Below are 23,994 nucleotides of genomic sequence, written 5' to 3' on the forward strand. Positions count from 1 at the left end.
GTATGCCCGTAAAAGACACCCGACAAGTCGTTACCCAAGCCCTGCAGCGGCTTGGCTATGCCCTGCTGCTGCCCGTCTCCATCTTGCCAGTGGCGGCCCTGGTCTATCGACTCGGGCAACCCGATGCGCTGGACATGGCCGTGCTCTCCCTCACCGGTCAGGCGATCTTCAGCCAGATGCCACTCATCTACGCAGTGGCCATCGCCTTTGGCCTGAGTCGGCAGGGGGAAGGCACCCAGGCGCTGGCCGGGGCGGTCAACTTCCTGCTGCTCAGCACCGCCTTCAACACCCTGGCTCCGAATCTTCATGCGGACATGATCTGCGGCCTGCTGGCGGGACTGACCACCGCCATCATCTATCCTTGGGTCCGTCAGCAACAAACACGGCCTGGCTGGCTACGCTTCGCACGGGGTGAATTCCCCAGCCTGCTCTGCTCGGCGCTGGCCTGCCTGCTTATCGCCCTGCCGCTATCACTCTTGTGGCCACCGCTGGAACGTGGCCTCACCCTGCTCACCTCCGAGCTGCTCACCACACCGCTCGGGGCATTCTGTTACGGCACCCTCAACCGGCTGCTGATACCCCTCGGCCTGCATCAGGTGCTGGGCAGCGTCATCGGCCTTGGCGAGAGCAACCTGCAGGCACTGGCCAGTGCCCAACCGCTGCACGAAGGATATGTGGCGGGGCTCTATCCCATCATCATGTTCGGTCTGCCGGGTGCCTGTTTCGCCATCTGGCTCCATCGCCAGCGGATGCGGCGACTGCCGCAGGGTGGGCTGCTGCTCACCCTGGCGCTCACCTCGGCGCTGGTGGGGATCACCGAACCCATCGAGTTTCTGTTTGCCTTCACCGCCCCCTGGCTGTTTCTGGCCCACGCCCTGATGACCGGGCTGTCGCTGGCGGTGTGCAGCAGCCTCGGTATCAAGGTGGGTAGTTACTTCTCCGCCGGCCTGCTGGATCTGGTGCTGAGCTATCAGACGGGCGAACACAGCTTCTGGCTGATCCCGGTCGGCATCCTGTTCTTCGTCGCCTACACCCTGCTGTTTTACCAGTTGCTGGAACGCTCCCCCCTCAGCATGCCGAGCAAACCCATCGCCAGGGAACACTCACGGCTGGCGAGCGTGGCCCCCTCCGATCCCCAGATGCTGGCGATCCAGTACCTCAAGGTGCTGGGAGGCATGGATAACCTGCAGGCCATGAGCGTCTGCCTGACCCGCCTCAGCCTGCGGGTGCGCGACATCGAGTTGGTGGATCAGTCCCGCTTTCTCGAGCTCGGTTGCCTCTCCTGGATCCAGCTCAACGACCATCAACTGGTGCTGGTGCTGGGCCCCAGCGCCAACCTGATAGAGGGGCAGATCCGCATGATGGCCGAACGCCAGTCTGTGCCCATCGGCCTCAAGCCCAATCAGGAGTCAGCCAGCCAGAGCGGCTGGTAACTCAGGCGAACGGCAGACGCTCGGCCACGAAATCCATCAAGCTGCGCAGGGCGGGCGCCAGGTGTTCCCGGCTCGGGTAGATGAGGTAAAACGGATTGGTCGGGATGGGGATCATGGGCAGGATCTTCTGCAATTTCCCGCTGGCCAGCCCGCTCTCGCAGACATGCTGCGGCAACAGGGCAATTCCCCCGTCATGAAGCGCCAGCTCCCGCAGCGCCAGCAGGCTGTTGCTGGCACAAGCCCCCTGCGGTCGCCAGCCTCCCTCCTGCAACGGCCACACAGGAAGAGCGGTGTGAACCAGACAGACATGGTGCGCCAGCTCGGCCAGCCGCTGCGGCATGCCGTGGCGCGCCAGATAACCGGGAGAGGCCACCAGATAACGGGCCACCTCGCCGATGCGCCGGCAGATGAGGCTGGAATCCTTTAGCGGCGCAGCCCGCAGCGCCAGATCGTACCCCTCCCCCACCAGATCCAGCTGCTCGTCACTCAGGGTCAGCTCCAGCACCACCTCGGGATAGAGGGCGCGAAACTCGGCCAGGATAGGGCCAAGCAGCAAGGTGCCGGTCGCCTCGGGCGCAGTGATCCGCACCCGGCCGGCGGGAGCGCTGCGAAGCCGCGCCATCGCCAGATTGGCGCTGCGGGCCAGGGTCAGCAATCCGCGGCAGTGTTCTACATAGATCTCACCCTGAGGGGTCAGGCTGAGCCTGCGGGTGGTGCGCTGAAGCAACCGCACCCCAAGCTGTGACTCAAGCCGCGAGATCTTCTGGCTCACCGAGGACTTTGGCATGCCGAGCAGCTCGGCCGCCCGGGTAAAGCTGCCCTGCTCCACCACGGTGGCAAACAGCCCCATCAATTCCAGTTCGACATTGTTCATATATTCAAACAGTCTTTACCAATTACCCATCTTAATCCGAATAATCAGACAGACTAGAGTGGCTGGCAATCCCCCTCCAACCGATTTGAAAGGAACTGCCATGAAAGCCATCGCCCTGACTCACTACCTGCCAAGCGATCACCCACACTGCTTCATCGAGGCCAATCTGCCCGAGCCGACGCCGGGCCCACGCGACCTGCTAGTGCGAGTCAACGCCACCTCTATCAACCCGGTCGACACCAAGGTGCGCGCCCCCAAGGAGAAGGTAGAGAGCAGCCCCCGCGTGCTGGGTTGGGATGCCGTGGGCGACGTCGTTGCCGTAGGCAGCGAGGTGACCCTGTTCAAGGCGGGCGACCGCGTCTGGTACGCCGGTGACATCAATCGCCCCGGCAGCAACAGCGCCCTGCAACTGGTGGATGAACGCATCGCCGCCCTCGCCCCTACCACTCTGAGCGACGTAGCGGCCGCCGCCCTGCCACTGACCGCCATCACCGCCTGGGAGGCCCTGTTCGAGCGCCTTGGCCTCACTCGCGAGAGCACTGGCCGGCTGCTCATCATCGGCGGCGCTGGCGGAGTGGGTTCCATCGCCATTCAGCTGGCCCGCCAGCTCACCGGCATGGAAGTGATCGCCACCGCCTCTCGCCCCGAGACTCGCGACTGGTGCCAGCAGATGGGGGCCCATCAGGTGGTGAGTCATCACAGCCTGTCATCGGATCTGGCCGACCTTGGCATCGATCAGGTGGACGCCATCTTCTGCACCAATGCCACCGAGCAACACTGGCAGGCCATGGCAGCGCTCATTCGCCCGTTCGGCCACATCTGTACCATCGCCGAATCGAAAGATCCCTGGGATCTCTCCCTGCTCAAGAGCAAGAGCGCCACCTTCAGTCAGGAGTTCATGTTTACCCGTTCCCTGTTCCAGACCCCGGATATGATCGAGCAGCACAGGCTGCTGCAACAGGTGGCTACCTTGGTGGATCAGGGCGTGCTGAAGAGCACCCTGACCCGCACGCTGCCCGAACTGACACCGGCCACCCTGACCCGGGCCCATGCCGAGCTGGAAGCCGGCCGCATGATGGGCAAGCTGGTGATCGATATGAGCGGCTTCTAATCCCTTGGAGGTAAAAAACGCACCAAGCTGGGGTATTTTCACCAACGGCAAGCCCCATCAAGGCACAGGGCCGGTCGGTTGTTCGGCAATCAGGCGCGACATGATTGAAGAGATGACATAAAAAAGGGGCCATTCCGTCGGAATGGCCCTAAATACCTGAACATTGGGGTAACAATCACACACACATCCTTTGCAGGACAGATTGGCTTTTGCAGCTTGTGTGCCAATACGCCGTTTATTGCAGACTTTTCCCTCTCTCCGACTATTCAAAGCCCCATGCCACTCTCACGCCATCGGTTTGAAACAAAAAAAAGCCACCCGAAGGTGGCCAAGCAATGACGGAACTTTCCTAGAGCAAAGCATTCAGCGGGAACAGGTTGCTTCCCGTCACCCATTGGGGAATACATTAACCATGCCAACTCGGCAAAGTTGCCTTGCTCTACCACACCCCATGGGCAAACCACGACAGCAAAGCCCCATGATGGTAGAATCCCGCGGTTTCACATTTATGAAGAGTCGACGCCATGCCCTGGATACAAATTCGAATCAACGCCACTGCCAAGACCGCAGACAAGGTGAGCAACATGCTGCTGGGGCGTGGTGCCCAGGCGGTGACCTTTATGGATGCCAAGGATGTGCCCGTCTATGAACCCATGCCCGGCGAAACCCCGCTGTGGGGCGAGACCGAGGTGATGGGTCTGTTCGACGCCGAAACCGATCCGGCCCCCACCATCGCCTTCTTCCAGCAGATCTTCGGCGAGAACGTCGGCTACAAGGTCGAGCAGCTGGAAGACAAGGACTGGGTACGCGAGTGGATGGATCACTTCCACCCTATGCAGTTTGGCGAGCGGCTGTGGATCTGCCCGAGCTGGCGCGATGTGCCGGACCCCGAGGCGGTCAACGTCATGCTGGATCCGGGACTGGCGTTCGGTACCGGTACCCACCCCACCACCGCCCTCTGCCTGCAGTGGCTGGACGGACTGGATCTGGCCGGCAAAACCGTGGTGGATTTTGGCTGCGGCTCCGGCATTCTCGGCATCGCCGCCCTGAAACTCGGCGCCGCCCGGGTGATCGGCATCGACATCGATCCGCAGGCCATCCAGGCCAGCCGTGACAACGCGATGCGCAACGGCGTCGCCGACCAGATCGAGCTCTATCTGCCCGCCGAGCAACCGGAAGGGCTGCTGGCCGACGTGGTGGTCGCCAACATCCTGGCCGGCCCGCTGCGTGAGCTGGCTCCGCTGATCGCAGGTCTGGGCAAACCGGGCAGCCTGATGGCCCTCTCCGGCGTGCTGGAGAGCCAGGCCCCCGAGCTGGAGGCCATCTACGGCCAGTGGTTCGAGATGGACCCGACCGCGGTGAAAGAGGAGTGGTGCCGCCTATCCGGCCGCAAACACGGCTGATAGTGAAAAGGCAGCATGACGACGACAAGGGCACCTTCGGGTGCCCTTGTTCTATTTCCTCGCACCCTTTTGTCCACTCGCAATGCTGCTTCACACACCAGGACCTGGGAAAAACTTCATCGCGCAGATGGCGTGGAGAGTGGCGGATATCAGGCCATGAGAATTGCCAGAACACGGCTGAAAACACCATAAAAATAAAGCCCAATGTCACGAGAACGTTGGGCTGTTTAAAAAGGTGCTACGGAATTGCGACTCTCATCGCAGAAAAATTAGAAGGGATGCCCTTCTAAACTGGCAGGGGGATATTAATGGATGCGCAAACGTTTTACATAGCTAAATACACCAGGATTGAGAGGCGTATCTCACTATTTAAAAAATTCCCTGCTACGGTCCGTCATCCCGATCTGCCCCCATTTATTTTCAGTGGCCACTCTGGTTACTATCCGGAGTTTGCCAAAAAAAGCCCTGATGGATCAGGGCTTTGTCCGAGACTATCGAAGCAGAGTCAGCGACTCAGAAACGGCGGACATACTCGCCTAGGGGTAATTCACGCAGCTTGCGCGCCTCCAGCATGGGAGTGCCGAGATAGAGGAAGCCCACCAGCTGATCCTCTGCCCCCAGCCCCAATCCCTGGTTGATCTGCTCATCGAAGATGAACCAGCCGGAGCGCCAGATGCCGTTGAATCCCTGCGCCTGAGCCGCCATCTGCATCGCCATCAGGGCGCAACCGGCGGAGAGCTCCTGCTCCAGTTTCGGTACCTTGGGGTGTTCCTGATAACGGGTCGCGACGGCAACCACCAGCGGGGCCCGCAGCGGCGCCTCCTGACACTTTCTGATGCTCTCGTCATCTTCACCCCGGCGACGGGCAGCCTCTCCCAACAGGGTACCGAGCCGCTCGCGCCCTTCCCCTTCAAACAGGATGAACTGCCAGGGGGTCAGGGTACCGTGATCCGGCGCCCGCAGCCCGGCCTTGAGAATATTGTCGAGCACCTCGCCGGTGGGAGCAGGTTCGGTGAGACGGCCACAGGAGTGGCGATTAAGTAACAGGTGGAGGGCATCCATGGGCAGTTCCTTGTCTGGGGCTATGATGGCGCTACCTTAGCACAGCGCCGAATGAAGAAAACCCCTGATGCTCAGGGGTTTATGACGTGACCAAAGTGCCTGCTACCTAGATGACGGCAGCCAGCTCCGCCCCCTGACGGATCGCCCGCTTGGCATCGAGCTCGGCCGCCACATCGGCGCCGCCTATGATGTGCACCGGTTTGCCGGCAGCCTGCAGGCCGACTTGCAGCTCCTTGAGCGGCTCCTGCCCGGCGCAGATGATCACCTGATCCACCGGCAGACACTGCTGCTGTTCGCCCACCTGAATGTGAAGCCCCTCGTCGTCGATACGCAGGTACTGCACCCCGGAGAGCATCTGCACCTTGCGGTTCTTCAGCACGGTGCGGTGGATCCAGCCAGTGGTCTTGCCAAGGCCGTCACCCACCTTGCTCTCCTTGCGCTGGAGCAGCCAGATCTGGCGCTCGGGGGCGTCGACTTCCGGGGGCGTCAAGCCACCGCGCTCGGCAAGCTGCTTGTCGATGCCCCACTCCTTGAGCCAGTGGTCACGACGAAGATCCCCGTCCCCGTGGGATGACTGCGCCACCCTTTTCTCCACCAGGTATTCGGCCACATCGAAGCCGATGCCGCCGGCACCGATCACCGCCACCTTCTCGCCCACCGGCTTGTGATCGCGCAGCACGTCCAGGTAGCTCAGCACCTTGGGATGCTCGATGCCAGGAATATTGGGAGTGCGCGGGCGTATGCCGGTGGCGAGGATCACCTCGTCAAAGCCGCCGCCCAAGAGGCTCTCGGCGCTCTGGCGCTGGCCGAGATACAGCTCGACGCCGCACTTCTCCAGCCGTTTGGCAAAATAACGCAGGGTCTCGTGAAACTCCTCCTTGCCCGGGATCTGCTTGGCAAAGTTGAACTGGCCGCCTATCTCGCTCGCCTGATCGAACAGGCTCACCTGATGGCCGCGCTCGGCGGCGTAGCAGGCAAACGCGAGCCCGGCCGGGCCCGCCCCCACCACCGCCAGCTTCTTGGGCTGGGGCACCCGACCGAAGGTGAGCTCGGTCTCGAAACAGGCGCGCGGATTGACCAGGCAGGAGGCGCGCTTCTGCTTGAAGATGTGGTCCAAGCAGGCCTGGTTGCAGGCGATGCAGGTGTTGATCTCGTCTGCTCTGTCTTCAGCGGCCTTGATCACGAACTCGGGATCGGCCAGGAAGGGACGCGCCATGGAGACCATATCCGCCTCGCCCCCTGCCAGAATGCGTTCGGCCACCTCCGGGGTGTTGATGCGGTTGGTAGTGATAAGCGGAACTTTGAGGTGTTTTTTCAGCTCCGCCGTCACCCAGCTGAAGGCGCCGCGCGGAACGCTGGTGGCGATGGTGGGAATGCGCGCCTCGTGCCAGCCGATGCCGGTGTTGATGAGGGTGACACCCACCTGCTCCAGCGCCTTGCCGAGCGCAATCACCTCTTCCAGGGTCGAGCCCTGCTCCACCAGATCCAGCATGGAGAGGCGGAAGATAATGATGAAATCCGGGCCGACCCGCTCGCGGATGGCACGCACTATCTCCACCGGGAAACGCATCCGGTTTTCGCTGCTACCGCCCCAGCCATCGGTGCGCTTGTTGGTGCGCTCGCAAATGAACTGGTTGATGAGATAGCCTTCCGATCCCATCACCTCGACCCCGTCATAACCTGCCGCCCTGGCGAGCGCGGCGGTGGCGGCGAAGTCGCGGATGGTGCCGCGGATCTGCCGCTCGCTCATGGCGCGCGGCTTGAACGGGGAGATGGGAGCCTTGAGGGCACTCGGTGCCAGGCTGAAGGGGTGATAGGCGTAACGGCCAGCATGGAGGATCTGCAGCGCTATCTTGCCCCCCTCCTGATGGACTGCCCGGGTCACCTTCTTGTGTTTGGCAACCTGCCAGGGAAAGCTCAGCTGGGAACCGTGAGGCACCAGACGCCCGCGCAAGTTGGGGGCGATACCACCGGTCACGATGAGGCCGACCCCGCCACGGGCGCGTTCGCCATAGAAGGCGGCCAGCTTGTCAAAGCCGCCTTTCTCCTCTTCGAGGCCGGTGTGCATCGAACCCATCAATACCCTGTTGCGCAATTGGGTAAAGCCGAGATCGAGCGGGGTCAGCAGGGTTGGATAACGACTCACAGGGCCTCCAGTTAATTTTTTGTTATCAATGTGGAGCTAGAGTAAAGAATCGAAAATTCTTTTTCAAACAAATGTTTGGACAATTTTTCAGCGCACAGCCGTGTCCTGAATCCCGGGCGCCGGATCCACCAGCCGGAAATGGCAATTTCGCCCCCAACTGGTTAATAATGGCCCCTCCTCCCCCATTAACAGGGCGATAACGCGACTATGTCTATTTTCAAAGGCCTGGGCTGGTTGTTCCGCAGCCTGTGGCGCCTGCTCAACTTCACCCGCCTGATGCTGGTCAATCTGCTGTTTCTGCTGGTCGTGCTGGTCATCGTCGTCAGCTTCGGCCAGAAAGAGGCCCCGGTGGCCCCCATCGAAGGGGCGCTCACTCTCAACCTCAACGGCGTGCTGGTCGAGCAGCGTTCCCAGACAGACCCTACAGTGCAGCTGCTGCGCCAGATGGACAGCAGCGACGAGCAGCCGAGCGAGATCGTGCTCTCCGATCTGCTGTGGGCCATTCACAACGCCAAGGATGACGATCGCATCAAGGCGCTGGTGATCAAGCCCCAGGGGCTGCAGGGCGCCAGCTTCTCCAAATTGCAGGAGGTGGCAAGCGCCATCGATGCCTTCAAGGAGAGCGGCAAGCCGGTCATTGCCATGGCCGACTTCTATACCCAGGGGCAATACCTGCTGGCGGCTCACGCCGACCACGTGCTGCTCAACCAGAGCGGTGCCGTGGTGATCGAGGGTCTGGGCGTCTACCAGACCTACTTCAAGTCGGCGCTGGAGAAACTCAACATCACCCCCCATGTGTTCAAGGTCGGCACCTACAAATCCTTCGTCGAACCCTACACCCGGGATGACATGTCCCCCGAGAGCAAGGAGGCGAACCAGCGCTGGCTGGATCAGCTGTGGCAATCCTATGTTGCCGACGTAGCCAACCAGCGGGAGATAGATCCGGAGATCGTGGCTCCGGGCAAGGAGCGCTTCCTCGAACTGCTGCGCAAAGCCGGTGGCAATGCCGCCAACTACGCCCTCGACAACGGCTTGGTGGATCAGCTCGCCACCCGTGACGAGATGACCCAGGCGGTGATCAAGGAGGTGGGAGAAGATGAGGATCACGGCTGGAAAGGGGTCGGCCTCAAGGAGTATTTGGCCGCCATTCCCGAGCAATATCCCCAGAGCGGCAAGGACGAAGTGGGCCTCATCGTCGCCAGCGGCGCCATCATGGACGGCATGCAACCCGCCGGTACCATAGGCGGAGACAGCCTCTCCGAGCTGCTGGCCGATGCCCGTCGCGATGACAAGGTAAAAGCCGTGGTATTGCGGGTCGACAGCCCCGGCGGCAGCGCCTTCGCCGCCGAGCAGATCCGCGCCGAATTGCTGGCCCTGAAACAGGCCGGCAAGCCGGTCGTGATCTCCATGGGCAGCTACGCCGCCTCCGGTGGCTACTGGATCTCCGCCGATGCGGACAAGATCTTCGCCTCCCCCACCACCCTCACCGGCTCCATCGGGGTGTTCGGCATGTTCGCCACCATCGACAAGGCGCTCTCCCAATACGGGATTCACACCGATGGCGTCGGCACCACGGATTACGTCGGCGTCGGTCTGACCCGAGCCCTGCCCGAGCACGTCAGCCAGGCCATCCAGCTGAGTGTGGAGGATACCTACCAGCGCTTCGTCGATCTGGTGGGCAAGGGGCGCGGTCTGAGCCCGGAAGAGGCAGAAAAAGCCGCCGAAGGGCGAGTCTGGACCGGTGAGGATGCCAAGGCACTGGGTCTGGTGGATGAGTTCGGCAACCTCGACGATGCCCTCAAGGCCGCCGCCGACCTCGCCAATCTCAAGGAGTGGCAGGTAAGCCCCATCGAACAGGAAGAGTCAGCCAGGGACAAGTTCCTGCGCCAGTTGTTCGACAGCAGCGCCCAGGCGCTGGCACCGTACCTGCAAAGCTGGCTGCCAGCCGGATTTGGCAAGGCCATGGTGGAGGTGAAGCGCAACCTGGATCCCCTCACGCGCTTCAACGATCCGCAGGGCACCTACGCCTTCTGCCCGGTCTGCGTGCAGTAACCCCAATTGATGGCGCTCAGACGCCAACCATAAAAAACGGCGACCCGATGGTCGCCGTTTTCGTTAGCCTGCCCGGGCCTTCTTCAAAGGCACAGACCTCATCAGGGATTGAGGCGGGTCGGCATGCCGGTGCGCTGCTCCAGCACCTGCTTGACCACGTTGGAGTCAGAGTCGGCGTGGGCGATGAAGCGGGTAGTGGCCGGAGTCATGGGCAGCGGCACGGCGGCGGTGGAGTTGAACTCCTCCTCGGTGCGCGACAGCGGCTCGTGCACTTCCATGTAGCGACCGCCGTCCGGCTCGACCGTGGTCTTGACCGGCTGGTTGACGAACTGGACGCGAGTACCGACCGGCACGTGGTCGAACAGGTACTTGATGTCGTCGGCGCGCAGACGGACGCAGCCGCTGCTCACCCGCAGACCGATGCCGAAGGTGGCATTGGTGCCGTGGATGGCGTAGAGGTTGCCGATATAGAGGGCGTGCAGACCCATGGGGTTGTCAGGACCGGCCGGCCAGACCGCAGGCAGGGTCTTGCCCTGGGCGGCGTAGCGGCGACGGATGTTCTCGGTCGGGGTCCAGGTCGGGTTGGCGCGCTTGCGCTCCACCTTGGTGATCCAGTTCTCCGGGGTGTTTACCCCCAGCTGGCCGATGCCGATGGGCAGCACCTGCACCACGTTCTTGCCTTTCGGGTAGTAATAGAGGCGCATCTCGGCCACGTTGATGACGATCCCTTCGCGGGGCGCATTGGGCAGGATCAGCTGATGGGGAATGATCAGGGTGCTGCCTGCCTTGGGCAGGTAGGGATCGACCCCGGGGTTGGCTTCCATGATGTTGGTCAGACCCAACTGGAAGTCAGAGGCGATCTGCTCCAGCGGACGGTTGTCCGCGGGCACCACATATTCCTGATTCTCGCCGATCAGACGGCTGTTGGCCGCAGGCAGACGGTACTCGACGGCGGCGGCCTGTTGGCTGACCAGTGCGAGTGTGCATAAAAGGGCCGAAGCGGCAGTGCGAAGGGGATTCATAAAATTCCTGTATGGTTTCCTGTACCAATGGGCCGACGGCCCTGTCATCCTCGGTCTGCCGGTGGCGGGTCAACCTGCACCACAGGCCAATAACCGAGCGCGCATTCTTTCCTGTGTCGGCCAAAATTTCAACTTCGGCGTAACGCTTTTACCATCAAAATCAGCCGACAGACCGCCATCGGAGGAGATCCTCTCCCCTGCCAGAGTGCCCACGCCATCATGAGCAAAAGATGAACAGCCTGAATTGTCCCTCCCAGTGTTACACGCTCCCGTTGCCGCAACCCATCCTCATCGACCAAAGGGTTGCATGCCATATACCCAACCAGTCCCGGGCCAGCAACCAGCGACCATAAAAAAACCGCTCCGAGGAGCGGTTAATGGAGCCACCAGGCAACCATAAAAGGGACTACGGGTTGGGTTGTCATTGGTATTGCTGTGTCACGCTCACTACTGCACCGTGGCGTCCGTGGCGCCGGTCTGCTCCTTGAGAAAAGTTATCCAGGGTGAGGCGCGGCCGCTGACATTGCCATTCTGGGCTGCCTGGGTGAAGGCATTGAGCGCCTCTTTCGGCTTTTGCTGCTCGAAATAGGCAATCCCGCTCAAGAACTTCAGATCGGCACGCTGCTCGCCACTGGCATTCGCCGCAGGTTTGGCAGCCAGTGCTACCAAGTCCTGATAGCGCTTGCTCTGGATCATCATGCGCGCCATCTTCAACTGCAGGTCGGCGCTAGGGGCCAACCGGTAGCTCTTGGCCAGCGTATCGATGGCCGGATCCAGCTCCTTGGCTTGATGCCAGTAGTTGGCCAGCGTCTTGTAGTTGCCGGCACTCGCCTCAATCGCCCCCTCCTTCATCCCCTTCTCCATCACCCGGGCGGCGCGATGGGGAATGCCGACGAAGGCCAGGTAATTGGCCAGCCGCTGCAGCTCGGTTGCCTCGGTCAGCATGCCGAGGTTGTAGGCCGACTCCAGCGCCGCCAGCGCCTTGCCATCATTGCCCGCCTGCATGTGCATGGCCGACAGCTGGGTCCAGTACTTCTTCTTCTCCGGGAACATGTTGACCAGGGTAGTCAGCACCTCGGTGGCTGGCTTGTACTGCTTGAGCTCATAGTGGGCCCCCATCTTGAGCAGGTACCAGGACTCCGGTGCCTTGCCCGCCGATAGCCTGATCGCCTGATCCACTGCGGGGATCGCCTCCCGGTACTGCTTGAGCTGCACATGGGCGTTGGCCAGGGTGATGTAGGCGTGGGCGTTTGGCTTGTCATCCTTGCCCTGGTTGGCAAACCACTCCTTCATGGTCTTTACCGAACCCTGAAAGTTGCCCTCAGCCATATAAAGCTGGGCCAGGTTGTAGCGCACCTGCTGGGCCACCACGGGCGGCAGGCCGCCGGTGGCGATGGCATCGGCGAAATATTTGGTCGCCTGGCCATACTTCTCCTGCTGCGCGGCCACGAAGCCCAGGGTCTGCAGAATGACCCCCTTGTCGTAGACCCGCTCACCGGCACCGGACAAGGCCTCCTGCAACTTGGCATTGGCATCGCCATAGCGTTTCTCGGTGATCAGCTCCTGCGCCTTGTTGACCGCACGATAGGCTCGATCCGACAGGGTCGGCTGCTCGGCGGCCCAGCTGGCGGTGCTGAGCAGCACCGCCATGGCGACCGGGGCGAGGATCATCTTGTGTAACTTGTTCATCGCCACCTTCCTTAGTTGACCGCGAACTCGATTTCTTGCTGCATCCGGGAAGCCTGCGGCTTGCCATCCACCATGGCCGGTTTGAACGTCCACTTGGCAATGGTCTTGCGCGCCTCCTTGCCCAGGTCATAGCTGCGCGGCTCTTCCTTCACGATCCGCACGTTGCTGACGGTACCGCGCTCAGTCACGGTAAACTCCACCAGCACCTTACCGGAAGCGAGCCCGGCCAGCGCAGCCTTGCGGGGCATCATGGGTTCGAACGTTGCCAGGGGAATGGCACCGTTGTTGCCACCGATCCCGCCGCCACCGCCGCCCGTGCTGTAGGCACCGAGGGCATTGCCACCGCCGATGTTGACCGGGATGTCGAGCTTGGGCATGTCCATGGGCGCGCTGTCCATCTTCGGTCTGTCCGTGCTTGCCACCTCCATTTCAGGCGGGGGGGGCGGACGCTTCGGGGGCGGCGGTTTGGGCAGCTCCCTCTGTTTCTCTTGCAGGGTCTCATCGGGCTTGATGCGGATGAAGTCGGTCATGGTGACGTCATCCTTCTCCGTCAACTCCCGGTGATCCGGTGTGATCAGCTTGTTCATTCCCAAAAACAGAAAGAACACCACCACACAGGAGACCGCCAACGATATCAGGTATCTCATAGGTCTCTCTCCGGCATCAGCTGCTCTTGTCGGCAGCGATGGAGATGTTCTGGACACCGGCCATGCGGATCTGATCCATGACCTGCACCACCAGACCGGAACGGGATTCGCTGTCGGCCTGGATCACCACGGCACTCTCCGGGTTTTCCGCCCGCAGCCGCTCGATGTTGGCGCGCACAGCACCGACTTCCACCACCCGCTTGTCGACCCAAACCTGGCCATTTTCCCGTACCGCAACCATGATGTTGCCCTTCTTCACCGTCTCGGCCGTGTTGGCGCTGGGACGGTTGATCTCGACACCGGACTCCTTAACGAACGAGGTGGTCACGATGAAGAAGATCAGCATGATGAACACTATGTCCAGCATGGGGGTCAGATCGATGGCCGCCTCGTCAGCACCGCTGTCGCTGTGACGTTTTCTCATGGCAAAAACTCCTTGCTTGTTCTGAGCCTCCGACAGGTCCGGCCTGACCGGAGGCGTGCATCCTGCATCAACCGTGTTTCAGGTTGTCTTCCAGCTTCTCGACCGCCAGCTTGGCCTTGTGATCGAGCTGGTTTACAAAAAACAGACCGGAAAGGGCGGCAACCATGCCCGCCATGGTCGGCACCGTCGCCTTGGAGATCCCCGAGGCCATGGCGCGCGGCGAACCGGTACCGGTCACGGCCAGGGTGTCGAACACCTGGACCATGCCGACCACGGTGCCGAGCAGCCCCATCAGCGGACAGAGGGCGATCAGCACCTTGATGATCGGCATCCCCTTGTCCACCGCCATGGCCACCCTTGAAACTAGCTCGCGCCGGATCTGCCTGGCAGACCAGGAGAGGTGATCGCTGCGGGCCAGCCAGGCCGCCTTGGTCTGCTTCACCTGCTGGGGGTAGACGGCGATGAAGTAGAACCAGCGCTCCAGCAACAGGGCCCACATCATCAGGGTCAGGAAGAACAGGGCGACCAGCACGTCGCCCCCCAATCCCAGAAACCGGCGGACCGACTCGACTTCTTCAATCAACCAGAACCACATGGATGACTCCTTAGGCTGCTGCCTTGGCAGAGTGCAGACGCTCCTGATAACGGGCGACGAAACCGGCACTCTGCTCTTCCAGCACCTGGATCAGGCGACGGCTCTGGGTCTGCACCAGGGTGTAGAGGAACAGCATGGGCACGGCCACGACCAGACCCTGCATGGTGGTCACCAGGGCTTCGGAAATACCGCCGGCCATCAGCTTGGGATCGCCGGTACCGAACAAGGTGATGGCCTGGAAGGTGGCGATCATCCCGACCACGGTACCCAGCAGACCCAGCAGCGGAGCGACTGAGGCGATCAGCTTGATGATGCTGATGCCCTTCTCGAACTTGGGTACGTTGCGCAGGATGATCTCGTCGAGCTTGGACTCCAAATCCTCGATGTTGTCACCACGGTGCGCCTGATAGGCCCCCAGCATGTCACCGATGGGGTTGCCCTTGATCACCTGATCGGATTTCAGCTGCTTGCGCATGGAAGAGCCGATCAGCGACAGGCGGATGCCACAGAAGATGGCCAACAAGGTCCCGATGACCCCGAGTGCGAGGATCACATACCCCACAGTGCCACCCTGATCGATGCGCTCCTTCAGGGTCGGCGACTGCACCAGCAGGGAGAGGATCACGCCACGGGACGGGTCGATAAAGACAGGCTTGACCCCGTCACCACCCGCTTCAAACTCGGCGAGCGGTGCCAGCACGCTCTTCTCCGGTTGGCGGGAGAGTTGCTCGAACTTGCCGGTTTCCGGTACGAAGGTCAGGTACTTGCCTTCGGAGACAGTGTTGAACTCGCCGATCTGAGTGACCGTCTTCTCGGCCTGATTGCCCTCGCCGTAAACCACGGTCGCCGGGATCTGGCTCACCTTGCCGCCATCGACCATGCGGCCAAGGGTGGTGGTCCAGAAGGCTTCCAGATCATCGCTGGAGGGAAGCTCCTTGCTCTCGGCCAGACGGGTCAACAGTACCGCCTGCTCCGGATGTTCCACCCGGCGGGCGGAAGCGTTGAAGATCCCCTTGAACTCGCCGGCGAACTGGCGCAGTACGCCGAACATCTCGCCCATGTTGCCGGAGCGCTGGCGCAAGGTCTCGGTCAGTTCGGTCAGCTGCTTGTCATTGGCATCAAAGGTCGCCTTTAGCTGTTCGCCCTTGGCGGTCTCGGCTGCCAGCTCCGCCTTGGCCTTGGCCAGCAGGGCGGCCTGCTCGTTCTTGTCAGCCAGGAAGCGGGCTTCCCGCTCCTTGTTGAGCTGGGATTCGCTCAGGCTGGAGGCTTTCACCTGGTTCAGCAGCGCATTGAGATCCACCGGTTTTTCGACGGCAGTCACCGGCAATGTGATCAGGGTTGCTCCCGCAATCAGGGAGGCGATGGCAAGTTTGATTCCTTTCATGATGCTTTCTCCGCAGTGTGAACCGGCAGCTTGATCAGCGCAGGAGGCGCCTGCTTCTTGGCAATACGCAAGCCATGTTCAATTGCACTGCGATACTCCTGGGGCAATTCTTCCCATTGACGGGTCTGCTTGTTCCACATGCCGGTTTCCTGGCCATCCGGAGACTGATAAAGGAGGGCGATGCGACCGACGCGCAGGAACTCGTAGGTCTTCTCGCTACCATCCTTGTCCAGGCTCGCCTTGTAGGCCTCGATGGTGCGGCTGAAGCTCTCCTCGATCTGGTAGGCCTCCAGGATCTTGCGGTACTTCTCTGAGATGGTGACGTCGGCCCGGTTCATCAGGTCGGTCAGGGCGGCGACCCTGTCTTCACGCTCGACCTTCTGGAACGGCAGATCCAGGGAGACGAACTGTTCGAGGGAGTCGATCATCTTGAGCATCAGGGGCACCACTTCGGTGCTGGTCTGGTCGATCTGGGCGATCTGCTTTTGCATCGAGGCCAGCTCGCTGCTCTGGGACTCGACCATCTTGGCGACCTGCTCGTTATAGGTGCGCAGGCTGTCGACCTGGCGCAGGGCCGCCTTGTACTGGGCCAGTGCGGACTCGGCGGACTCGGCGTAGTTGTCGATCTTCTGCTGGGAAACTTTGGATGCGTTGTCGGTGGCGGCTTGAGCGTCCACGGCCTGTCCGGCGGTGGCGGCACTCAGATTGAAGCTGGTCAACAAGGCGGCCGATACCAGGCTGCCAAGGAGCGCTTTCTTCATTGTAATGGTCCTTGTCTTCATAGGATTACCCTATCTCCCTAACTTCCTTGGACGTTGGGCACAGCCGGCCCGACCGGACCGGCTGAGATGTTGTATCAACGGGGTTGATTAGAACTTCTGGGTGTAGTCGATGTAGTAGATGCGACCATCGATGCTGTAGAGGTCTTCGGTGTAGGTGAAGCCGTCACTCGACAGGGAAGGTTCGCGGTTGAACATGTTCTTCACACCGGCCTGGATCTTGGCGTTCCAGCTGGTATCGACCGCCACGTTCAGGTTCCAGACGGTGTTGGAAGCGATGTGGCCCTCTTCCTGACCGTCGACATAATCCTGGCTCTGGGAGTCGATGTAGTTGGCGCTCAGGTAGGCATCAAGATTCCACCACTGCGGGAAGGTGGCACCGATCCCGGAGTTGAAGCGCAGCTCGGGCCGCTCATTCCACCCCTTCTTGTCGATCATGGGACCACCGGCGAACAGACCCTCTTCGTACTTCAGGATGTAAGTCCCGCCGAAGTCATAACGCATGGTGAAGACGTTGAAGTCGTACTTGTAGTCCGCCTTGAAGTCGAGACCGCTGGTCTTGAGCTGACCCAGGTTGACCATGCCGGCATAGACCATCTCGACATCGCCATTGGCATCGCGAACGACGTTCGGGTTGCTGCCGGTGTTGAGCTCCTGATAGAACTGGGTCTGAGTGGTGGCCAGCTGGATCACGTCATCAATCTTGATGTAGTAGTAATCCAGCGAGAGGTTCAGGTTGTCCAGCGGGCTGTAGGCGGCACCAATGGTAAAGGTGTCGGCCGTCTCTTCTTTCAGCTGCTTGTTGGCCTGGCGGGTGGTGTCGTACTGCGACTCGGGGCAGTTGGCGACATTATTGGCCTGGCAGCCAACATAGTCCTTGGCAAAGTCAGCGGAGAAAGAGTCTGCCGCATACAGATCATCCAGCCCGGGCGCCCGGAAAGACTGGGACCAGGAGGTTCTGAACATCAGGTTGTCGAGCGGCTGATAGCGCAGGCTGGCCTTGGGCGAGAAGGCGCTGCCAAAGTCGCTGTACTTGTCATAGCGACCGGCCAGGTTCAGCTCGATCTGCTCGGTGATGGGGATCAGGGTTTCGATATAGGTGGCAAACACATCGCGCACCCCGGAACCCGAGTTGCCGGAGGAGCCCAGGACGTTGCCCGCCTCGGACTGGCTGTCATAGGTATCGGAGTAGACCCAGTCGTTATACTCGGCCCCCAGATACCAGCTGACGGGACCTGCGGGCAGCTCGCCCATCTCCCAGCCCAGACCACCGTACCACTGGAAGAAATCCATCTTGGAGGTGCGGCTGGTGTCGTAGGAGAGATCGTTGGTCGCGCTGTTAGAGAAGCTGCCATTGACGAAATTGCCGCTGTTGACCTGGGTCTGGACCGCAGGCTCCAGCACGTAACCGCTACCCGAGCTCTTGTTGTCGGTCTTGGAGTACATGTAACCGGCGTTCCACTCCACATCCCCTACAGCTTCGGTCGGCAGTACGCCTTCGAAGCCCAGGTTCATGGAGCCGGTCAGGTCGGTCACGTCATTGTCACGGGGACCCACGTTGTTGAAGCGGTAGTAAACGGTGGCTTTTTCACCCACACCGGTGTTGAAACCATTGTCTGCCAGCACGGCATCGCCGCCAGTAGTGCCGCCGTTGACCGAGAAGACGCCCGCAGCCGGCGCAAAACGACCAAAGCTGGTGACACGGGAGCCAATCATCTGGGGAACGAAGTCCACGTTGTCGTTGATATGGTAACGACCGTTCACATAGACGGTGTCACGGGTACGGGACGCCGTCTTGGCGGCAACCTGGGCAAAGTCGAAGCGACAGGCCGTGCCCTTGGTCACAAAACCGGCACCAGTGCTTTCACAATCGATCCCGTCCAGGGTACGGGTGACCGTCTTGCCGGTCGCTGCATCTACGCCCTTGATATTGCGGCCATACAGGCTGGGGGCCGAGGCGCCCTGCAATGCCAGATAGTCACGATCACGGTAGTAGATCACGTCCTTCACATCGTGCTCGTAGACCATCATCAGGGAGCCTTTCTCCCCCGTGATGCCGCTGACGATGGAGCCACTCTGTTCATCACCACCCTCTTCGGTCGGTGAGCCGAAACGCCCCTGGAACATCAGGCCGTCGAAACCCTCTTTGAGGATCACGTTGATGACGCCACCGATGGCATCGGAACCATAGAGCGCCGAGCCGCCGTCCAGGTTCACTTCAACCCGCTCGACGGCCGCCATGGGAATGGTGTTGAGGTTGATGGAAGTACCGCCCATGGTCGGTGAACCGGCGATCCGCTTGCCATTGAGCAACACCAGAGTACGGGTAGAACCCAGGCCACGCAGACCGACAGTGCCCTGGGACTGATAGGAGTCACCGGACGAGGGAGAGTATCCACCAAAGGAGTTGTAAGAGGCCTGCTTCAGATAATCCGCCACGGTCTGCTGACCGGACTGTTCGATCTGGGCCTTGCTGACGGAGACAACCGGGGTGGCACCTTCGACATCGACACGGGAAATACGGGAGCCAGTGACTTTGATTTTCTGCAGTTTTTCAACGTTCTGCCCCTCTTCGGCAGATACGGACGGGGCCGCTGCAAGGCTCGCCAAGGCGAACGCAATCGCAGCAGAGATCCTGCTCTTCCTAAGCATCGCTTATATCCTTCCTGGTTGTTTATTGTTTGCTTCCTGATACCGCCCTCTTTGGAGCAGTGCGTAAGGCTTATCAATCTTTGACAGGTGACGTCAATGGAGGTGGGAGGCCCGAAAGAAAACCCAGCAATAAGACAGGTATCTTATTTAAACGGGATTTTTTTAGTGAATCATTCTGGGATTAGTTAAAACAACAATGTAAATATTTTGTTAAATTGAGTATTTGACGTCAAATTGAAGTTTCATGAACTTATTGAACAACATGCTGTCGCTATATATTTTGTTTTGAAACTATCGAATTAATCAGGATTAAACTCCATCACAAGACAGGTTGCCAAACGGCCATCCTGGCTGGTATCAGAGATATAACAATATTGCTGGTATCGTTTACAAAGTAACGCATTAAAATATAAAAACATTAAAAATCAAAAAGATAAAATCAAGCCACATATATTGAAACGACTGTTTATAAAATTTCAAAAAATATTGAGACGCAGCGTTTTATGTCGATTTTATATTTCCAGATAAAAAGTGCCGTTTCCCGCCCGTTTTTGTCTCTGCATCTCATTTGTCCCGGTTTTGCATTTCCTTGTACTTGATTTTTGTTTCAGAGCTTTTACAGTGGCCGAGCGGATTGTCTGCTATTTGTCAGGCGATCCAGCGCGTAATGCCAGGAAGGACAGGCTGGCCACCGGATGTGACTAGCCACAAAAAAGAACAACAAGGACGAGGTTCCATCATGCTGTCGTACTTTCTACGCCGGATGCTTTTGATCATCCCGACGTTCCTCGGTATCACCCTGCTCGTCTTCACCATCACCCGTTTCGTGCCGGGCGGCCCGGTCGAACGCATGTTGCTGCAGGCACAGGTGTCGCAGAACGAAAGCGGTCGCTCCAGTGGCAGCAAGGGGGCCCAGGCGCTCTCTGACGAACAGATCGAGGAACTCAAGGCGTTCTACGGGCTCGACAAGCCCATGCTGGTTGCCTATTGGGAGTGGCTGCAGAAGCTGGTGGTGCTGGATCTGGGGGAGTCGACCCGTTACTACGAGCCGGTGTGGGATCTCATCAAGGAGCGGCTACCGGTCACCGCCTTCTTCGGACTGGCGACCTTCTTGCTGAGCTACGCCGTCTCCATCCCGCTCGGGGTGGCCAAGGCGCTCAGGCACAACAGCCGCTTCGATTCGTTAAGCTCCATGCTCATCTACATGGCTTATGCGCTACCTGCCTACGTGGTGGGGATCTTCCTCATCACCGTCTTCGCCTTCCATCTTGAGTGGCTGCCCATGGGGGGCTTCCCGGGGGACGATTTTGAATACATGGAGAGCAGCTGGGATCAGATCCGCACCGTCTTCGCCCACGCCCTGCTGCCGCTCATCGCCTACGCCATCGGGGATTTCGCCATCCTCACCATGACCATGAAGAACAGCCTGATGGAGAACCTGTCGGCGGATTACGTGCGCACCGCTGTGGCCAAGGGGCTACCGTTTCGCAAGGCGGTCACCGATCACGCCATGCGCAACAGCCTGATCCCCATCGCCAGTCACTTAGGGTCAGTGCTCACCGTCTTTTTCGGGGGCTCCTTCCTCATCGAGACCATCTTCAACATCGACGGCATCGGCCTGCTCGGTTACGAGGCGATCGTCGAGCGGGATTACCCTACCGTCATGGGTATTCTGGCCATCACCTCCATGCTGATGCTGGTGGGCAACATTGTCTCCGACATCTGTGTCGCCCTTGTCGATCCCCGCGTGCGGTTTGGAGAGTGAGCATGAACCCTGTCACCTTAAAAAAACTCAAGCGTTTCAAATCGATAAAACGCGGCTACTACTCCTTTATCATCTTCACCACCCTGGTGGTGCTCTCCCTGCTGGCGGAGCTGCTGGTCAACAGCCGGGCGCTGATGGTGAGCTATCAGGGCCAGCTTTACTTCCCCACCTATGGCGACGTGATCCCGGGTCAGCACTTCGGGCTCGATTACGAGTACGAGACCAACTACCGCCAGTTGCAGACCAAGTTCGTGCAGGAAGGAAAAGAGGACTGGGTGCTGCTGCCGCTGGTGCCCTGGAATCCTTACGAACAGGACTTCAAGGAGGATAGCTACCCGCCCTATGCCCCGAGCACGGCCGAGCGCCACTTCCTCGGCACCGACACCAGCGGCCGCGACGTGCTGGCACGGCTGGTCTACGGCTTTCGCATCGCCATCGGCTTTGCCTTCATCGCCCTGGTGGCGAGCTACACCCTCGGGGTCACCCTCGGCTGCATGATGGGCTTTCTCGGCGGACGGTTTGACCTGGTGCTGCAGCGCTTCATCGAGATCTGGTCCCAGGTGCCGTTTCTCTACGTCATCATGATCCTGGTCTCCCTGGCCAAGCCGAACTTCGGCCTGTTTGTCGCCATCAACGTGCTGTTCGGCTGGATGGGCATCACCTGGTACATGCGCACCCTCACCTACAAGGAGCGGGCGCGGGACTATGTGATGGCGGCGCGGGCCCAGGGGGCGAGCACGGGGCGGATCATCTTCCATCACATCCTGCCCAATACCCTGATGATGATCGTCACCCTGGCGCCCTTTGCCGTGGTGGGCAATATCTCCACCCTGACGGCGCTGGACTATCTGGGCTTTGGCCTGGCACCACCGACCCCGAGCTGGGGCGAGCTGCTCTCCCAGGGCATCAACAACCTGGACGCCATCTGGATCGTAAGTTCCGTGGTGGCGGCGGTGAGCCTGGTGCTGATTATGGTCTCCTTTATCGGCGAGGCCATTCGCGAGGCGTTCGATCCGCGCAAATTTACCCGTTATCAGTGACAGGACGAGCCGCCACAGCGGGCGGCCACGGGTCACATGGATTAACCCGTTATCAATCAAGCCCCCGCAGTGGGGAATGACCAGGAAGTCAAACATGAACAATAAAATCAAATGGATAGGCGCACTTTTTCTGCTGGTGAACGGATCCTGGGGCTGGGCGGCCAGCCTGCCTGCGGATCTCAAGTGGGAAACCAACGACACCGACCCCGTGTTCGCCTCCCCCAAAGCGCTGCCCGGAGGCAGCATCACCATGTTCGTGGACAGCTTTCCGCTGACGTTTCGCACCGTCGGGCCCGACTCCAACGGCGCGTTTCGCTCCTTCATCCTGGACAACCAGCTGAGGCTCATCAGCTTCCACCCCAATACCGGCAACCCCATCCCGTCCCTCGCAAGCGCCTGGGCCATCGCGCCGGACAGCCAGACCGTCTACTTCAAGCTGGATCCGCGCGCCAAGTGGTCCGACGGCAAGCCCGTCACCGCCGATGACTACACCTTCGGCTACGAGATGATGCGCTCCAAGGACATCAAGGGCCCCTGGTTCAACAACTACTACACCACCGAGGTGGTGGCGGTGGAGAAGATCGACGACCACACCATCCTGGTGAAGGCGGGCAGCCGCAAGGCCAGACTGGATCTCCTCAACACCACAGAGCTGTGGCCCCAGCCCAAGCACTACTACAAGCTCGGCCCCAATTGGGTGAAGCAGTACAACTGGGCCGTAGTGCCGACCACCGGTCCCTATGTGATGAGCGACGTGAAGAAGGGTAAATCCATCACCTTCAGCAAGCAGAAAGAGTGGTGGGCAAAGAGTGATCGCTACAACCAGCACAGATTCAACCTCGACACCATCAAGGTGCAGGTGATCCGCGATCGCAATATCGCCTTTCGCCACTTCCTGAAAGGGGAGATAGACACCTTCGAGATGATCCTGCCGAACTGGTGGCACGAGAAGGCCGTCACCCCGGAGTACAAGAAGGGGTACGTGCAGAAGGTGATGGCCATGACCGACACCAAGCAGGGCGGACAGGGAGTTCACCTCAATGTCGCCCATCCCAAGCTGGCCGACATCAATGTGCGGCTCGGCATCCAGCACGCCTTCAACATCGACAAGATGATCGAAACCGTGCTGCGGGGCGACTACGACCGGGCCACCACCTTCGGCTCGGGCTTTGGCGAATTTACCAACATGACGCTGCCGGAGCGGACCTATGACATCGCCAAGGCACGCGACTACTTCGCCAAGGGGGGCTATAGCAAGCCGGGGCCGGACGGCATCCTGCAAAACGACAAGGGGGAGCGGCTGACCCTGGCCGTCACCTACACCAGTCAGGAGCACTCCAAGCGGCTGACCGTGCTCAAAGAAGAGGCCAAGAAGGCGGGCCTGGATCTGGAGCTCAACCTGGTGGATGGTGCCACCGGCTTCAAGGTGATGCTGGAGAAGAAACACGAGGCGGCCTGGATGGGCTGGGCTGGCGGGGGTCTCTATCCGCAATACTGGGAGTCATTCCACTCGGCCAACGCCAACAAGCCGCAGACCAACAACCTGTTCAACGTGGCCGACAAGGAGCTGGATAACCTTATCGACGCCTATAACGTCGAATTCGACATGGCCAAACGGGCCAAGCTCTCACAACAGATCCAGCAGCGCATCTATGATCTCGCCATCTTCGTGCCCGGAGTGCAGCTCAACTATGTGCGGGCCAGCAGCTGGCGTTATGTGATGCTGCCCGAGGTGCCGGCCACCCGGAACACGCCGGATCTGCTCTACTGGCCCATGGATGGCTATCCCCACAGCAGTGGCGGCCTGCTCTGGCTCGATCCCAAGGTGAAGGAAGAGACCCAGAAAGCCAGGGAGGCAGGGGAGGCGCTGACCCCCATTACGCAGACCGACAAGACCTATGCACGTCATTGATGCC

18 protein-coding genes are annotated in these 23,994 nt (G+C 60.3%); 7 read left to right on the top strand and 11 right to left on the bottom strand.

What is annotated here, in order from left to right:
• Positions 1-2 precede the first annotated feature (2 nt).
• Positions 3-1,433, top strand: coding sequence for a PTS transporter subunit EIIC (locus MRK42_RS17025; protein WP_042028143.1), 1,431 nt, complete (start codon positions 3-5; stop codon positions 1,431-1,433).
• Between the two features lies 1 nt (position 1,434).
• Here the strand turns inward: MRK42_RS17025 and MRK42_RS17030 are convergent, their stop codons facing one another.
• Entirely contained in the window at positions 1,435-2,307 is an 873-nt protein-coding gene (locus tag MRK42_RS17030) for a LysR family transcriptional regulator (RefSeq protein ID WP_042073315.1), read from the bottom strand.
• A 100-nt stretch (positions 2,308-2,407) separates the two neighbouring features.
• Here MRK42_RS17030 and MRK42_RS17035 point away from each other — a divergent pair, with 100 nt between their 5' ends.
• Positions 2,408-3,418, top strand: coding sequence for a zinc-binding alcohol dehydrogenase family protein (locus MRK42_RS17035; RefSeq protein WP_354688347.1), 1,011 nt, complete (start codon positions 2,408-2,410; stop codon positions 3,416-3,418).
• Between the two features lie 524 nt (positions 3,419-3,942).
• On the top strand, positions 3,943-4,821 hold the full coding sequence (prmA, locus tag MRK42_RS17040; RefSeq protein WP_354688348.1) for a 50S ribosomal protein L11 methyltransferase: 879 nt from the start codon (positions 3,943-3,945) through the stop codon (positions 4,819-4,821).
• A gap of 513 nt (positions 4,822-5,334) precedes the next feature.
• On the opposite strand, the gene MRK42_RS17045 is transcribed toward prmA, so the two are convergent.
• Positions 5,335-5,883 (bottom strand): NAD(P)H nitroreductase, encoded by a 549-nt coding sequence (locus MRK42_RS17045; protein ID WP_354688349.1) that lies wholly within the window; start codon positions 5,881-5,883, stop codon positions 5,335-5,337.
• Positions 5,884-5,989: 106 nt separating this feature from the next.
• The gene (locus tag MRK42_RS17050) at positions 5,990-8,029 is read right to left on the bottom strand and encodes an NADPH-dependent 2,4-dienoyl-CoA reductase (protein ID WP_354688350.1); all 2,040 of its coding nucleotides are present in this window, start codon (positions 8,027-8,029) and stop codon (positions 5,990-5,992) included.
• 207 nt (positions 8,030-8,236) lie between these two features.
• Between MRK42_RS17050 and sppA the strand changes: the two genes are divergently transcribed.
• Positions 8,237-10,081: a signal peptide peptidase SppA gene (gene sppA / locus MRK42_RS17055; RefSeq protein WP_354688351.1), complete on the top strand. Its 1,845-nt coding sequence runs from the start codon at positions 8,237-8,239 to the stop codon at positions 10,079-10,081.
• Positions 10,082-10,182: 101 nt separating this feature from the next.
• On the opposite strand, the gene MRK42_RS17060 is transcribed toward sppA, so the two are convergent.
• The 8 genes from MRK42_RS17060 to MRK42_RS17095 form a co-directional block, all read right to left on the bottom strand.
• Positions 10,183-11,103 (bottom strand): L,D-transpeptidase family protein, encoded by a 921-nt coding sequence (locus MRK42_RS17060; protein WP_042028152.1) that lies wholly within the window; start codon positions 11,101-11,103, stop codon positions 10,183-10,185.
• 447 nt (positions 11,104-11,550) lie between these two features.
• Complete coding sequence (locus MRK42_RS17065; protein ID WP_354688352.1) at positions 11,551-12,792, bottom strand: tetratricopeptide repeat protein; 1,242 nt, start codon at positions 12,790-12,792, stop codon at positions 11,551-11,553.
• Positions 12,793-12,803: 11 nt separating this feature from the next.
• Complete coding sequence (locus MRK42_RS17070) at positions 12,804-13,439, bottom strand: energy transducer TonB (protein ID WP_268855191.1); 636 nt, start codon at positions 13,437-13,439, stop codon at positions 12,804-12,806.
• Positions 13,440-13,455: 16 nt separating this feature from the next.
• Positions 13,456-13,863, bottom strand: a complete 408-nt coding sequence (locus MRK42_RS17075) for a biopolymer transporter ExbD (RefSeq protein ID WP_026457093.1) — start codon at positions 13,861-13,863, stop codon at positions 13,456-13,458.
• Positions 13,864-13,930: 67 nt separating this feature from the next.
• Positions 13,931-14,458, bottom strand: a complete 528-nt coding sequence (locus tag MRK42_RS17080; RefSeq protein WP_201979949.1) for a MotA/TolQ/ExbB proton channel family protein — start codon at positions 14,456-14,458, stop codon at positions 13,931-13,933.
• 10 nt (positions 14,459-14,468) lie between these two features.
• Positions 14,469-15,842 carry a MotA/TolQ/ExbB proton channel family protein gene (locus tag MRK42_RS17085; RefSeq protein WP_223378929.1) on the bottom strand — a complete coding sequence of 458 codons (1,374 nt, stop codon included), beginning with the start codon at positions 15,840-15,842 and terminating at the stop codon, positions 14,469-14,471.
• Positions 15,839-16,603 carry a DUF3450 domain-containing protein gene (locus MRK42_RS17090; RefSeq protein ID WP_042073330.1) on the bottom strand — a complete coding sequence of 255 codons (765 nt, stop codon included), beginning with the start codon at positions 16,601-16,603 and terminating at the stop codon, positions 15,839-15,841. The genes MRK42_RS17085 and MRK42_RS17090 overlap by 4 nt, the downstream gene beginning before the upstream one ends.
• A gap of 108 nt (positions 16,604-16,711) precedes the next feature.
• Entirely contained in the window at positions 16,712-19,273 is a 2,562-nt protein-coding gene (locus tag MRK42_RS17095; protein ID WP_354688353.1) for a TonB-dependent receptor, read from the bottom strand.
• Between the two features lie 739 nt (positions 19,274-20,012).
• Here MRK42_RS17095 and MRK42_RS17100 point away from each other — a divergent pair.
• From MRK42_RS17100 to MRK42_RS17110, 3 genes are all read left to right on the top strand, one after another.
• The gene (locus tag MRK42_RS17100) at positions 20,013-21,038 is read left to right on the top strand and encodes an ABC transporter permease subunit (RefSeq protein WP_047438175.1); all 1,026 of its coding nucleotides are present in this window, start codon (positions 20,013-20,015) and stop codon (positions 21,036-21,038) included.
• Positions 21,035-22,078: an ABC transporter permease subunit gene (locus MRK42_RS17105; RefSeq protein ID WP_354688354.1), complete on the top strand. Its 1,044-nt coding sequence runs from the start codon at positions 21,035-21,037 to the stop codon at positions 22,076-22,078. Before MRK42_RS17100 ends, MRK42_RS17105 begins: the two co-directional genes overlap by 4 nt.
• A gap of 94 nt (positions 22,079-22,172) precedes the next feature.
• A complete protein-coding gene (locus MRK42_RS17110; protein WP_354688355.1) occupies positions 22,173-23,990 on the top strand; it encodes an extracellular solute-binding protein in 1,818 nt (605 codons plus the stop codon).
• Positions 23,991-23,994 lie beyond the last annotated feature (4 nt).

Origin of the sequence: Aeromonas sp. 19NY04SH05-1 (assembly GCF_040581895.1) — a bacterium.
Taxonomy (GTDB): Bacteria; Pseudomonadota; Gammaproteobacteria; order Enterobacterales; family Aeromonadaceae; genus Aeromonas; species Aeromonas enteropelogenes.